We start from the raw sequence: 15,170 nt of genomic DNA, 5'->3' as shown, positions 1-15,170 counted from the left end.
AAGAAAGCTAGAAGTAAACTAGAAGAATTCTCGTAAGTTATCTTTCCACGCCAAGCGCGGTAGAATGCAGCACCTTCTTCGTTTACCGAAGGGTTGCTAAGGCTTCATCGGGTCTAATCCCTCTGCCTTTCTTTATAACATTTCAATACAGTTGTGAACTTAAAGGCACAAATTAACTACATTTTTTTTTAACAACCAAATTTAACACAGTTTGGTTTCTACATTTAAAATTAAAACCAGCATCGGAAAGAGTTTCTAAACAGACTCTCACCGTTGCTCGTTTTAAAATTCAAAACATTTTTATCCTACTCTTTTCAGATAAACAGCGTTTCGTTTTCCTCAGCATACATTTGATGAAACAAAGAATTTGGAACTTTACCTGATGCTGAAGTTTGTTTTAAATTAACCCCAAATTTGGTATGTGTGAATTCAATCTGATCTTTATCCCTAGTATTAGTTTTTATATTCAAACTTTTGAAAAACGGAATTACTTTTGAAATATATTTTAGTGTTTTCATAATGTTATATTTTTAGATGTTTTACTTTTTTATTTTAAAACACATTGAATTCAGTTTTCCCAAGTTCAAATATGTTACTTTTTATACTTTCAAATTTTCGAAAGCAGCCTTTAAATCGGCTTTCAAATCTTCAATGTCTTCTAATCCAACCGAGAGTCTGATTAAATCTTTGGTTACTCCTGTTGCGACTTGTTCTGCATCTGACAACTGCTGGTGCGTAGTGCTCGCCGGATGGATAATCAATGATTTTGTGTCTCCAATATTGGCCAAAAGCGAAAATAACTTCGTTTCATCGGCCACTTTCTTAGCAGCTTCAAAGCCTCCTTTAAGGCCGAAAGTTAGCAATCCGTTTTGTCCTTTAGGTAAATACTGTGTTGCCAAATCGTAATATTTACTGGATTTCAATCCCGGATAATTGACCCAGGCGACTTGGTCTTGACTTTCTAACCATCTGGCCAAAGCCAATCCGTTTTCGCTGTGCTTCTGGACGCGAATTGGTAATGTTTCGAGTCCCTGAATAATCTGGAAGGCATTAAATGGACTCAAAGCTGCTCCAAAATCCCGTAAACCTTCGATACGAACTTTAGCAATAAAAGCGGCATTTCCCAGCGCTTCGTGATACACTAACCCGTGATAACTTTCCGATGGTTCCGTAAATTCAGGGAATCTTCCGCTGCTCCAATCGAATGTTCCCGCATCGATTATGGCTCCACCAAGAGAAGTTCCGTTTCCTGCAATATATTTGGTCAAGGAATGAATCACAATATTGGCACCGTATTCAATTGGGTTAAGCAAATAAGGAGAAGGAACGGTATTATCAACAATGAAAGGAACTTTAAACGCTTTGGCTTCTGCCGAAATGGCTTTCAAATCCAAAACGTCTAATTTTGGGTTTCCTAAACTTTCTGCAAAGAATACTTTGGTGTTTTCATTGGCTGCTTTGGTGAAATTGCTTGCATCCGATGGATCTACGAACGTGGTGGTAATTCCCAATCTTGGCAAAGTTGCTTTCAATAAATTATAAGTTCCGCCATACAAACTGTTTGAAGCAACAATATGATCTCCCGTCTTCAGTAAAACTAATAATGAAGTTGCAATTGCTGCCGTTCCAGATGCGGTAACCACTGCGGCGATTCCACCTTCGAGCACTGCCAATCGTTGTTCCAGAATATCATTTGTTGGGTTATTTAATCGGGTGTATATAAATCCTGCTTCGGCAAGACCAAATAAATTGGCTGCGTGATCCGAATTATTGAACACATAAGAACTGGTTTGGTAAATAGGCACCGCTCTGGTTCCTGCTGTTTTAGTAACGTCGTGACCTGCGTGTAATGCGTTTGTTGCGAATTTTGGAGTACTCATAATTTCTTTAATTTTTAGATTTGATTTTAGACTTTAAACTGATTTCATTTCAGTTTTGTTTTTATTTAATTTATAAATGACTCGAATTGGGGACATAAAAAACAAAAAACCCTTTTAGAAATATCCAAAAGGGTTTTAAGTTGTGTTATAAACTTATACTTTCGGAATCAACAGACATAAATGCACATCATTACATTGGCACAAATCATTGATTTGACATTGCACGAATTCATTTGTTTCTGTTTTAAGTTGTTCATTTTATAGGTGTAATTAGTTTTTAATATAATTCAAAAAAAAACCTCCCGTTTTGTGGGAGGCTTAGCTATATAATTTTGATTTAAAATTTAAGCAACAAACGACCCACAGGATTTTTCCTGCATCGATTTATAAATATTGCAAACATTAAATTTCATTTTCTTTCTTTTGTTTTACAAATGTCTAAACTTTTATTTAGAAATCCAAATAAATTTAAAAAAAATATACACAAGTTAACAAAACCTTAAACAATCGATAATAATATAAAATACTGTATTTAATTTTTTAGGTCAAAAAAAAGTTAAGAATAATTTGCAATTCAAAATGGTTTCATACATTTGCACTCGAATATTAGAGGAAAAATTTGAACTGATTGCAACCTCGTTAAAAAATGCTAAAGCAGGAACCCTTCTTTAGTATTTCCCAGCAATCCTTTTTTTTCTCGTTTAATTTAAAAAACTATATTATTATGGCTTATTTATTTACGTCAGAATCAGTGAGTGAAGGACATCCAGACAAAGTAGCTGATCAAATCTCAGACGCATTAATTGATAATTTTTTGGCATTTGACCCTGAGTCAAAAGTAGCTTGTGAAACATTGGTAACAACTGGCTTAGTAGTCTTGGCGGGCGAAGTGAAATCTGAAACTTATTTAGATGTTCAAACTATAGCGAGAGATGTCATCAAGAAAATTGGTTACACTAAGAGCGAATATATGTTTGAAGCTAATTCTTGTGGCGTTCTTTCGGCAATTCACGAACAATCTGCCGATATCAATCAAGGTGTTGACAGAGCAAGTAAAGAAGAGCAAGGTGCTGGTGACCAAGGAATGATGTTTGGTTATGCAACCAATGAAACTGAAAATCTTATGCCTTTGGCTTTGGATTTATCCCATAAATTATTGCAGGAATTGGCGGTTATACGTCGTGAAAACAATGAAATTACTTATTTGCGTCCAGATGCAAAATCACAGGTAACTTTAGAATATGACGATGACAACAAACCATCTCGCATTGATGCCATTGTTATTTCGACTCAACACGATGATTTTGATGAAGAAGCTGCGATGTTGGCAAAAATCAAAAGTGATTTAGTTGGTGTTTTGATTCCAAGAATCATCAAAAACAATCCACAATATGCTCATTTATTCAACGATAAAATTACCTATCATATTAATCCAACCGGGAAATTCGTTATTGGCGGACCTCACGGAGATACAGGATTGACTGGAAGAAAAATTATTGTTGACACTTACGGCGGAAAAGGTGCTCACGGCGGAGGAGCTTTCTCAGGAAAAGATCCAAGTAAAGTAGACAGAAGTGCCGCTTATGCAACACGTCACATTGCTAAAAACCTAGTTGCAGCTGGTGTTGCCGATGAGATTTTAGTTCAGGTTTCATATGCTATTGGTGTTGCAAAACCGATGGGAATTTTTATTGAAACTTATGGCACTTCAAAAGTAAATTTGACCAATGGAGAAATCGCCAAAAAAGTGGAATCTCTTTTTGATATGCGTCCTTATTTTATTGAGCAACGTTTAAAGTTAAGAAACCCGATTTATAGCGAAACTGCTGCTTACGGCCATATGGGGCGTACTCCAGAAACAGTGACAAAAACGTTTTCTGCTCCGGGAGGAATCGAAAAAACTGTTACAGTTGAATTGTTTACTTGGGAAAAATTAGATTTTGTTGATCAAGTGAAAGTTGCTTTTGGATTATAGAGTTTAAGTGCAAAATTCGCAAAGAAATATAAAAGCCTAACTAAAATTTATTAGTCAGGCTTTTTAGTTTTTGGATTATCTGTAAGGACAAACTCTTTCATTAATTTTTTGTAATTTAGCTTTCCGGAAAATCGGATATCACGATTTACAAAGTTTGAGTAAACAGTATGAGTAAAAAACTAATTCTTCTGCTTTTAATATTGCCTTTAGTTTCTGCTTTTTCGCAAGAGCAAAGTCTGAAAGCACAACTTATTTCGACCCAGAAAATCGAAGCCGATACATTTGTTGGTTTTGATGGTATGGAAAACTTGTATTACATTAAAAACAATATTTTCTTTAAGAAGCATAAGGAGGAATTGTGGCAATATAAAAACCTTTCTTTAGGTAAAATCACAAAAGTTGAAATACAAAATCCAATGAAAATTGTTTTGTTTTATGAAAATTTCAACACCATTGTGACATTGGACAATCAATTGAGTGAAACTCAAAAAATCAATTTTTCTGAAAATAACACTCCAATACTTGCAGTGGCAACGGGAATTGCATCTCAAAACAGACTTTGGATTTACAATAGTCTATCACAACAAATTGGACTTTTTGACTATTTAAAAAATACATACCAATCAATAACACCTTCTTTTCAAGGAAATTTAAAATATTATTCTTCTGATTTCAATACTTTTCAATGGATTGATGACAAATTGAATTGGTATTCTTGTGATGTCTTTGGAAAAGTTTCTACTTTGGGAAAAGTTACTGATTTTGACCAAATTCAGGTTATCGCAAACCAAGTTTTGGTTTTTTCGAAAGACGGAAAATTACATCTTCAGGATTTAAGCAAGAACAGTATTTATACGATTGAAAATGTGGAAAAATCATTTAAAAATTTCTACTACAAAGACCAAATTTTGTCTATTTTTACCAATCAGGAAATTATAAATTATAAAATCACGATACCATAATGCACATAGCAGTAGCAGGAAATATAGGCGCAGGAAAAACAACTTTGACACGTTTATTAGCAAAACATTTTAAATGGGAACCGCATTTTGAAGACGTGGTTGACAATCCTTATTTGGACGATTTTTATCACCAAATGGAACGTTGGTCATTTAATTTACAGATTTATTTCTTGAATAGTCGTTTTCGTCAAGTGCTTCAAATTCGTGAAAGCGGAAAAAAAATCATTCAAGACAGAACCATTTATGAAGATGCTAATATTTTTGCTCCCAATCTTCACGCTATGGGCTTGATGACTAACCGTGATTTTCAAAACTATTCTTCATTATTTGAATTAATGGAATCCAAGGTTGAAGCTCCCGATATGCTTATCTATTTAAGAAGTTCCATCCCCAATTTAGTAAGCCAAATTCACAAACGCGGTCGTGAATATGAAAATACCATTTCTATCGATTACCTCAACCGATTAAATGAGCGTTATGAGGCTTGGATCCAGACTTATACCAAAGGAAAATTACTAATTATTGACGTGGACAACATTAATTTTGTGGATAATCCAGAAGATTTAGGAATGATTATCAATAAAATTGACGCAGAATTGAACGGGTTGTTTTAAGACACAAATTTTAATAAATAACTAAAATAAAAAAAATGCCTCGCAATAATTGCGAGGCATTTTTATGTAATTATAGAACAGAAATTACTATTTCAAAGCTTCAACTTTCGCTTTTACTTCTTCCAATGAACCTTCAAAAACCTGAACGTTTGCATTTCCTTTTTCAGAATTGGTTACCGTAGCTTTTGCTTTTCCGTTAGTATTGATGATTTCAACTTTAATATTTTTATCATTCATCCTTTTTTTAGCACAACATGCTTTTTCACCTTCAGTAGCAATGAACTTTCCATTTGCATCGTAATGTGACATACACATTTCTTTTTGCGCTGGAGTACATCCTATGGAATCACACATTTTAGCACATTCATCTTTGCTCATTGTGGCACATTTTGACAGGTCACATTTACCAATAGGCATTGCATCTTTTACGTTTATCATTGGACGTCTTGATTGTATTATCATCTCCATTTTACCGAATTTATTGAATTCATTAGTAGGATTTCCGTTTCCTAAAATCGGAGCAATTACTAATCCAATCAAACACGTTAATTTAATCAAGATATTCATTGACGGTCCAGAAGTGTCTTTGAATGGGTCTCCAACAGTATCTCCAGTAACCGCGGCTTTATGAGCATCAGACCCTTTAAAACTCATTGCTCCATCAACTAAAACTCCAGCTTCAAAAGATTTTTTTGCATTATCCCAAGCACCACCGGCATTGTTTTGAAAAATAGCCCAAACTACACCTGAAACAGTAACTCCAGCCATATATCCACCTAACATTTCAGCAACCATAGAGTTTGCAATGGCATCACCCATATAAACAAATTTACCTAGCAATACAATTCCAATAGGAAAACCAATTGTCAAAATTCCTGGCAATATCATTTCGTGTAAAGCGGCTTTTGTAGAAATATCGACACATTTTGCATATTCAGGTTTTCCCGTTCCTTCCATAATTCCAGGTATTTCCCTAAACTGACGACGAACTTCATTCACCATATCCATTGCGGCTTTTCCAACAGAATTCATTACCAATGCAGAGAAAACTACTGGTATCATTGCACCTACGAATAACATTGATAAAACGGGTGCTTTGAAGATATTGATTCCGTCGATTCCTGTGAAAGTTACATAAGCAGCAAACAAACCTAGAGATGTTAATGCAGCCGAAGCAATTGCAAATCCTTTTCCGGTTGCAGCAGTTGTGTTTCCAACTGAATCCAAAATATCAGTTCTTGTACGAACTTCTTTTGGCAATTCACTCATTTCGGCAATTCCACCAGCATTGTCAGATATTGGTCCGAAAGCATCAATTGCTAATTGCATAGCCGTTGTAGCCATCATTGCAGATGCAGCAAGGGCAACTCCGTAAAAACCTGCAAAAGAATAAGAAATCCAAATTGCAGCAGCTAATACAAGCACTTTTGGAAATGTAGAAATCATACCTGTTGATAAACCAGCAATAATGTTAGTTCCTGCTCCAGTTGAAGATTTTGCAACAATTGCCAATACTGGTTTTGTTCCCAAACCAGTGTAATATTCAGTAACTGATGAGATAATTGCACCAACTACCAATCCTACGATTGAAGCATAGAAAACTCTCATTGAAGAAATTTCTTTTATTCCTTCACCAAAGAAATTCATTTTCATTGTTGAAGGCAACATATATTTAATTAATAAAAAACAAGCAATAGCTGTCAGTATAATAGAAATCCAGTTTCCAAAATTTAATGCTCTTTGTACTTGTGCTTCTTTAGCATCATTATCAGTAATTTTAACAAACATTGTTCCAATGATAGAGGACAATATTCCGAAACCAGCAATAGCCATTGGCAATAAAATAGGTCCAATTCCACCAAAGGCATCTTGAATGTTACCACCCATATCTTTAATTACATAGTTTCCAAGAACCATCGTAGCAAGAACTGTTGCTACATAAGAACCGAATAAATCAGCACCCATTCCTGCAACGTCACCCACGTTATCACCAACATTATCTGCAATTGTAGCAGGATTTCTTGGATCATCTTCAGGAATTCCTGCTTCAACTTTACCCACTAAATCAGCTCCAACATCGGCAGCTTTTGTATAAATTCCACCTCCAACACGTGCAAACAAAGCAATAGATTCGGCTCCAAGAGAAAAACCAGCTAATGTTTCCAGAACAGTAGTCATGTCTTCGGATGAAGTCCAAACTCCGCCCATATATATAAAATAAAATAAAATAAAAAAACCTGTAAGCCCTAAAACAGCCAATCCCGCAACACCTAATCCCATAACCGTTCCGCCACCAAAAGAAACTTGAAGTGCTTTTGGCAAACTTGTTCTGGCGGCTTGCGTTGTCCTAACATTTGTTTTTGTTGCTATTTTCATACCCAAATTTCCAGCCAAAGCCGAGAAAATTGCTCCAAAAATAAAAGCAACAACAATTAATAAATGCGTGGAAGTTCCTGGTATAAACGTAATCCCAGCCAAAACAACACTTGCCAAAACCACAAATATTGTCAATAATCTATATTCTGCATTAAGAAAAGCCAGTGCACCCTCGTGGATATATTCTGAAATCTCTTTCATTTTTCCATCTCCAGCATCCTGTTTTAAAACCCAGGCTCTTTTAAAAGCCATAAAAGCTAATCCAATTATTGCCAATATTATTGGCACATAAATCATTATTGTATTCATAAAAATGTTTTTGGTTAGTGTTGATTTTACAAATGTAACAAACCTAAATAAATAAAAAAGCAATATTCTATACAGAATATTGCTTTTTTGATAAAAATTTTGGTAAAAAATTATTTTATACTAAACAATCCTTTTGGTTTGTTTTCGATTTCTTCAAAACGCTTGGTACATTCTTCTATAATACCGAATGCTTCGTTTATATCTCCCCAGCCTTCTACATCGACCACCTTGTGTTCAAGATCTTTATAAACCTGAAAGAAATGTTCGATTTCTTTTAATAAATGCGGATTAACATCTGATAAATTTTCTAAAGAATTCCAGATTGGATCTGATACTGGTACACAAATTATTTTTTCGTCTGGTCCTTTATCGTCAGCCATGTGAAAAACACCAATTGGTTTTACTTCCATTACACATCCTGGAAAAGTGGGTTCATTAATTAAAACTAAAACGTCCAATGGGTCACCGTCTAGAGCCAATGTTTCTGGTATAAATCCGTAATCAGCAGGATACATCATTGACGAGAATAACATTCTGTCAAAACGCATCCTTTTTATTTTGAAATCATATTCGTATTTATTTCTACTTCCTCTTGGTATTTCGATTAAAACATCGAAAGTTTTTTTTCTGTCTGCAGTCATTACTTTTTATATATTTTTTAATTACGCTTGCAAAAGTAAGCAAAGCATACATTTTTACAATAAAAATCAGGTATTATCTATTGGTTAAATGTTAATAATACAACACATTAATAAGTAATGGTTCTATTTCTTTTTTGCAAATAGTAATGCCACAAAAGAAAAGTGGCAACAGAGCGATACGGACTCCATTTTGAAACATAAATTTCCATTTCTTGCTTGTCATGAATATCAAGTAACTCTTTTATTGTATTTACTACCGCAATATCGCCAAGCGGAATTATATCTGGTGCCTGAAGTGAAAACATTAAATAAACATCTATGGTCCAATTGCCAATTCCCTTAATTTTGATTAATTCTTCGCGAACTTGTTGAGCAGATTTAGTTGCAAAACTTTCTATATCAATTTGATTATTGATTATCGAATGGGACAATGCTTTTATATAAGAAGTTTTTTGACAACTTACGCCAATATTCCTATACTCTTCATCTGAAAAAGCAAACAATGATTCCGGTTGAAAGTTTATTTCTTTGGCTTTTAGTTTTAAAAAAGTTGCTTTGGCAGAATCTATTGAAACCTGTTGTTCGAGAATTAATAACACCAAGGTTTCTAAACCCTGGGGTCTTTTTGGAATCATCGGCAAACCATATTTATCAATAATATGATTGAAAATATTGTCTTTTTCTAAAAGATATTTGACAGCTTCTTGCACGTATTAAAAATAAAAACCATAGGAGATTTTAGTGGCAAATTTATTGGCATTGGGGATATTTAAATAATTGCCTCTCCACGAAAAATCAACACGGAAAAATTTGAAGATATTTCCAATTCCTGTGCTATATTCCCAATACACTTTATCAGGAGCATTGTAAACTAATCCCGAAGCATTTATCGTTCTGTTTTCATTCGAAACTGTTCCGTAAACTGATTTTATACCAATGTTTTCACGCCAATTTAGTTTTCGCATAAAAGGAATTCTGGCAAAAAATCGTCCTTGAAAGTCGTGATTCCACTTTAAAGTCACATATTGGTCTGAAACAAATTCGTAATATTGAAGATTGCTAAAAGTATTTGAAATGTCAAAAAGAGATTGATTTCCAGGCACAACACTTATTAATCCTAACGGAACATATCCAAATGTTTTCCCCATTTCAACTGTAATATCTGAGCGTCCCAATGGTCCAATAATGATGGGTTGCTTATAATAAAGCTGTAGTTTTTTATACTCAAAATCACTTGAAAGCAATCCTTTGAATCCTTGACTGTAGGTCAGAAAAAGACTGGTAAAAGGACTGTCTGTATTATATCTTTCGACTGAGAAACCAATAGGTTTTCTGTTTGGAGTATATTCAACCTTGAGATTAAATTCAGATTGTTTTACTTGACTTTTTATGGTTGTCTGTGATAAATCTGTATAATAATCCAAGCTAAATTCAGGACTAGCCGATATTAAAGTTCTGTAAGTGACACCAGCTCCAAATGTTAGATTTTTTAATGGTTCAATTTCAACCTGAACATTACTCAAATTGACATTTGTCAGTTTATTGTTGCTGCCAAAAGTCAATAATCCTGAGGAAGCGTTACTGCGTCCCAATATATCATTTGTAGTGGTGAGAGACGCCCCAATTTGTTCAATATCCCTTCGATTTCCGGCTGCAATAATAACTCTATTTTTAGGCTCAACAATCCATTTTCCGGTTACTCCATATTTGACCTTATCATCTACTAATCCATAAGCAATATAAGTTTGTAATCGCCAAGGATCATTGGGGCCAAAATAAGTTCTTACTCCAGTTTTCAATCTCAATCCTTCGACTGAATTTTGTCCAATCAAAGAATAAATTGGTCCATAATCTAAATTACCGTGATGAATGTAACCACTGTCAAAAATCTGGACTAAATTATAGATGTTTTGGAATTTCTTAACGGTTTGAAGGGTGTCGAGCATTTTATAAATCCCTTTTTCGTCTTTGGTTAAATTTTCGAATCGGTTTTCCTGCCAATAATCTTCTGATTTATTATAGACTTCTTTGTCATAATAATTCACATCCTCTTTGTAAAATTTCTCTGGCTTTTCGTTGTTGAATTTATGGTCTCTAAAGAAAGTGGTTCTTTTTCCATAAACTCCTTTAGAATTTTCTTTTTTGTTTAGAGCAAAATCCGCCATCATATAATCTTTGGACAAAAGAAAGATAGAATCATTCAAAACTTCAAATTCCTGTTCGATATAGATATCTTTTACCCAGTTAATATTGGCACTTTTAGTAGCTGCCATATTAATGTTCTTAAGAGCAAATGTGGTATCGCTTACCCAAAAATCGCCTTTAAAAGTCAATTCGTTTTGACGCCTTGGATAAAAAACAATGTTATAACACCATTTTTTATCAATATAGGCACTATCCCTTAAAACATAATTATAGACATCAATTCCGGTAGTAGAAATAGGACTGGTGAAACTTTTATCAAAAAAGGTAATATGATTATTATACACATCAAAGTCAGTATATAAATCATTTACAAAAGCCAAAATTTGTTGGTTTCCGTTGAATCCAGAAGTTTTGTTAGCTTTTACTTTTTCTTTTACTTTCTTTAATTTATTGTCTCCATAAACATCTGACAAAGCTTCGTTTATAAAAATAGGTAAATAGGTTTTACCCGTTATTTTTGATGTATCTACGTGCTTGAAAATAAATTCCATCCCTTTGAAAAGCTTTTTTTTCATGTAAGCACTATCAATAGTGTTCATATCAAACTCAATCTTTTCATACTTCTCCATTTGGTATTGGGCGAATAAATGCAACCCGTTTTTTCGTCTATGCTCCCAAATTTTTCTAAGAATATCTAAAGCCGGATTGTTCTTTTTTGAAGTTTTACCTCTATAAATCACCACTTCTTTTAAAGATTCAATTTCTTTTAATAGAATTTTAAAATTATAGTTGACTGATTTTTCCAATTCAATTTCCTTATCTGAATATCCCACCGAAGTAATTACGAGTGTTGTGTAGGCTTTTGGAGATTCTAAATAAAAAACCCCATCTTCATTACATACAACACCTTCGCTTGAGTTTTTGAAAGCCACATTGGCAAAAGGTACAGGATGATTTAATTTATCCACAACTACGCCGCTAACTTTCGTTTGGGCAAAAATAGCGCTTGCAGAAGCAAATAAAAAGAATATATAAAAAAACGCTTTTTTTTTCATAATAAAAAAATTCATCAAATATTAAGATTCTGATGAAGTTTCAAATATAATTAATTGCTGATATTAGATTTTATAATGTCTCTAATATAAGGAAAAGTTTAACACCTATTTATACATGACTTTTTTTACTGCTTTGATAACATCGTCAGCATTTGGCAACCATTCTTTCAGTAAAACTGGTGAATATGGCGCAGGAGTATCTGCTGTTGTAATACGTTGAATCGGAGCATCAAGAAAATCGAAAGCACGTTCTTGAACAATATAAGCAATCTCCGATGAAACACTTGCAAAAGGCCAGGCTTCCTCAAGAATTACTAATCTATTCGTTTTTCGCACTGAAGTTAGAATCGTTTCGTGATCCATAGGACGGACTGTTCTTAAATCGACAATTTCACAAGAAATTCCTTCTTTTTCTAATTCTTCGGCAGCGATAAAAGCTTCTTTTATAATTTTTCCAAAAGATACTATCGTAACATCAGTTCCTGCTCTTTTTACATCCGCAAGACCAATAGGAATAGTATATTCTCCTTCTGGAACTTCGCCTTTATCACCATACATTTGTTCTGATTCCATAAAAATTACTGGATCATTATCACGAATAGCAGATTTTAGCAACCCTTTAGCATCATAAACTGTTGATGGAACCACCACTTTTAGACCCGGAGTATTAGCAAACCAATTCTCTAAAGCTTGTGAGTGTGTTGCTCCAAGTTGTCCCGCTGAAGCCGTTGGTCCACGAAAAACAATAGGAACATTAAATTGCCCACCGGTCATTTGACGCATTTTGGCAGCATTATTTATAATTTGGTCAATACCAACCAGACAAAAATTGAAAGTCATATATTCAACGATTGGTCTGCAACCATTCATTGCCGAACCTACTGCAATTCCGGTAAAACCAAGCTCAGCAATTGGCGTGTCGATAACTCTTTTTTCTCCAAATTCAGCAAGCATTCCTTTTGATGCTTTGTAAGCACCATTGTATTCAGCTACTTCCTCGCCCATCAAATATATAGACTCATCGCGACGCATTTCTTCACTCATTGCTTCGCAAATGGCTTCTCTAAATTGTATTGTTCTCATTTTTTTCATTATGTGTGTAATTTTCGAAAGGCAAAAATAAATATTTAATATCACTTTACACCTAATTTATGTTTAAAATAACAGGGGGGCATTCTTGCTATTCACTATATCCAAGCACAAAGCATCGAATGTCTTTTTAATAAGGATTACGAAATCGATATAACGTCTAAAATATTATGCACGCATAGTATATTATCCGAATTAATATTATAATTTTGTGCAGGAAATTTTGAAAATAAAATCTATAATTATGAAAATATTAGTTTGCATCAGTCACGTTCCTGATACTACTTCAAAAATTAATTTTACTAATAATGACTCACAATTTGATGCTAACGGAGTTCAGTTTGTGATTAATCCCAACGATGAATATGGCTTAACTCGTGCTGTTTGGTTTCAGGAGCAGCAAGGCGCAACGATAACTGTTGCCACTGTTGGCGGACCAGAAACAGAGCCTACTTTAAGAAAAGCATTGGCCATTGGCGCAAACGATGCGATTCGGGTAAACGCAACTCCAACTGACAGTTTTTTTGTTGCCAAACAGCTTGCCGAAGTGATAAAAAATGGCGCATACGACATCATAATTGCCGGAAAAGAATCATTGGATTATAACGGCGGCATGGTTCCCGGAATGATTGCAGGTATTCTTGGATATAATTTCCTGAATTCCTGTACCGATATAATTGTGGATGGCAATACTGTAAAAGCAATTCGCGAAATTGATGGCGGAAGAGAAACCGTTTCAACAACGTTGCCTTTAATCATTGGCGGACAAAAAGGATTGGTCGAAGAAAAAGATTTACGTATCCCGAATATGAGAGGAATTATGACCGCCAGAACAAAAACTTTGACTCTTGTTGAACCTGTAGATGCTTCTGTAAATACTAAAGCCGTGAAATTTGAAAAACCTGCACCAAAATCAACTGTGAAATTAGTATCTGCTGATAATTTGGACGAATTAATCAACTTATTACACAACGAAGCTAAAGTTATTTAATTACGAATTAAAAATTACGAATTACGAATTTTTGAAATCTTTAAATTTTTCAATAATTTAATCTTTAAATCACAGAATTATGTCAATATTAATATATGCAGAATCCGCAGAAGGAAAATTCAGAAAAGTAGCTTTCGAATTGGCTTCTTATGCAAAAAAAGTAGCTGAATCATTAGGAACAACTGTTACAGCAGTAACAATAAATACTACAGACGTTTCAGAATTATCAAAGTACGGAGTCGACAAAGTTTTGAAAGTAACTAACGACAAATTAGCTGGTTTTTCTGCCAAAGCGTATGCCGATGTTATCAAACAAGCAGCGCAAAAAGAAGGTGCAAAATTAATCCTGCTTTCGTCAACTACTGACAGTATTTATCTTTCGCCATTGGTTGCCGTTTCGCTGGAAGCCGGTTTCGCTTCAAATGTAGTGGGATTGCCGGTGAGTACTTCGCCTTTTCATGTTCGAAGAAATGCCTTTTCATCCAAAGCTTTTAATATCACCGAAATTTTGACCGATGTAAAAATTCTTGGTCTAGCCAAAAACTCATACGGCATTTTTGAAAATGCATCGGCTTTAACAACCGAAGATTTTAATCCTCCTATTGGAGAAAATGATTTTGGAATAAAAGTAGAATCTGTAGAAAAAGTTTCAGGAAAAGTTTCCATTGCTGATGCCGATATTGTAGTTTCAGGAGGTCGTGGACTAAAAGGTCCTGAAAACTGGGGAATACTTGAAAATTTAGCCGAAGTTCTTGGCGCTGCAACTGCTTGTTCAAAACCAGTTTCCGATTTAGATTGGAGACCTCATTCAGAACACGTTGGGCAAACCGGAAAACCTGTTGCGGCTAATTTATATATTGCCATTGGAATTTCGGGAGCGATTCAACACATTGCCGGAATTAACGCTTCAAAAGTAAAAGTGGTCATAAATTCAGATCCTGAAGCACCATTTTTTAAAGTTGCCGACTATGGAATTATTGGAGACGCTTTTGATATTGTTCCAAGATTAACTGAAAAACTGAAAGCTTTTAAAGCACAACATTAATAATTTTTTAATTCTAGTCCCAAAACTAGCTACCTACAATTAAGATATTCGTATCTTTGTTTTAGGTAGCTTTTTTGTTCAAATTTTT

General features: G+C 34.3%; 12 protein-coding genes and 1 riboswitch. Of the genes, 5 read left to right on the top strand and 7 right to left on the bottom strand.

Going from position 1 to position 15,170, the window contains the following annotated elements; translation table 11 throughout:
• Positions 1–34: 34 nt before the first annotated feature.
• A riboswitch (SAM riboswitch) is annotated at positions 35–141 on the bottom strand.
• Positions 142–314: 173 nt separating this feature from the next.
• The gene (locus IR213_RS04930; RefSeq protein WP_194311202.1) at positions 315–518 is read right to left on the bottom strand and encodes a hypothetical protein; all 204 of its coding nucleotides are present in this window, start codon (positions 516–518) and stop codon (positions 315–317) included.
• Between the two features lie 81 nt (positions 519–599).
• A complete protein-coding gene (locus IR213_RS04925; RefSeq protein WP_194311201.1) occupies positions 600–1,880 on the bottom strand; it encodes an O-acetylhomoserine aminocarboxypropyltransferase/cysteine synthase family protein in 1,281 nt (426 codons plus the stop codon).
• A 724-nt stretch (positions 1,881–2,604) separates the two neighbouring features.
• Between IR213_RS04925 and metK the strand changes: the two genes are divergently transcribed.
• The 3 genes from metK (at position 2,605) to IR213_RS04910 (ending at position 5,431) form a co-directional block, all read left to right on the top strand.
• Entirely contained in the window at positions 2,605–3,855 is a 1,251-nt protein-coding gene (gene metK, locus IR213_RS04920; protein ID WP_194311200.1) for a methionine adenosyltransferase, read from the top strand.
• Between the two features lie 167 nt (positions 3,856–4,022).
• Positions 4,023–4,817, top strand: a complete 795-nt coding sequence (locus tag IR213_RS04915) for a hypothetical protein (protein ID WP_194311199.1) — start codon at positions 4,023–4,025, stop codon at positions 4,815–4,817.
• Positions 4,817–5,431, top strand: a complete 615-nt coding sequence (locus IR213_RS04910; protein WP_194311198.1) for a deoxynucleoside kinase — start codon at positions 4,817–4,819, stop codon at positions 5,429–5,431. Before IR213_RS04915 ends, IR213_RS04910 begins: the two co-directional genes overlap by 1 nt.
• Before the next feature lie 87 nt (positions 5,432–5,518).
• Here the strand turns inward: IR213_RS04910 and IR213_RS04905 are convergent, their stop codons facing one another.
• From IR213_RS04905 to IR213_RS04885, 5 genes are all read right to left on the bottom strand, one after another.
• Positions 5,519–8,116, bottom strand: a complete 2,598-nt coding sequence (locus IR213_RS04905; protein ID WP_194311197.1) for a sodium-translocating pyrophosphatase — start codon at positions 8,114–8,116, stop codon at positions 5,519–5,521.
• A gap of 110 nt (positions 8,117–8,226) precedes the next feature.
• The gene (locus IR213_RS04900) at positions 8,227–8,757 is read right to left on the bottom strand and encodes an inorganic diphosphatase (protein ID WP_194311196.1); all 531 of its coding nucleotides are present in this window, start codon (positions 8,755–8,757) and stop codon (positions 8,227–8,229) included.
• A gap of 107 nt (positions 8,758–8,864) precedes the next feature.
• Positions 8,865–9,467 carry a DNA-3-methyladenine glycosylase family protein gene (locus tag IR213_RS04895; protein ID WP_194311195.1) on the bottom strand — a complete coding sequence of 201 codons (603 nt, stop codon included), beginning with the start codon at positions 9,465–9,467 and terminating at the stop codon, positions 8,865–8,867.
• 3 nt (positions 9,468–9,470) lie between these two features.
• Complete coding sequence (locus IR213_RS04890) at positions 9,471–11,957, bottom strand: DUF5686 and carboxypeptidase-like regulatory domain-containing protein (protein WP_194311194.1); 2,487 nt, start codon at positions 11,955–11,957, stop codon at positions 9,471–9,473.
• Positions 11,958–12,062: 105 nt separating this feature from the next.
• On the bottom strand, positions 12,063–13,040 hold the full coding sequence (locus tag IR213_RS04885) for a pyruvate dehydrogenase complex E1 component subunit beta (RefSeq protein ID WP_194311193.1): 978 nt from the start codon (positions 13,038–13,040) through the stop codon (positions 12,063–12,065).
• 250 nt (positions 13,041–13,290) lie between these two features.
• On the opposite strand from IR213_RS04885, the gene IR213_RS04880 reads away from it, so the two are divergent.
• Entirely contained in the window at positions 13,291–14,037 is a 747-nt protein-coding gene (locus tag IR213_RS04880; protein WP_194311192.1) for an electron transfer flavoprotein subunit beta/FixA family protein, read from the top strand.
• A 79-nt stretch (positions 14,038–14,116) separates the two neighbouring features.
• Positions 14,117–15,082 carry an electron transfer flavoprotein subunit alpha/FixB family protein gene (locus IR213_RS04875; protein WP_194311191.1) on the top strand — a complete coding sequence of 322 codons (966 nt, stop codon included), beginning with the start codon at positions 14,117–14,119 and terminating at the stop codon, positions 15,080–15,082.
• The last annotated feature ends 88 nt before the right edge of the window (positions 15,083–15,170 follow it).

Source organism: Flavobacterium soyangense, assembly GCF_015277675.1.
GTDB lineage: Bacteria > Bacteroidota > Bacteroidia > Flavobacteriales > Flavobacteriaceae > Flavobacterium > Flavobacterium soyangense.
The sequence above is the reverse complement of the archived record's forward strand: the minus strand, read 5'-3'. Positions and strand labels throughout refer to the sequence as shown.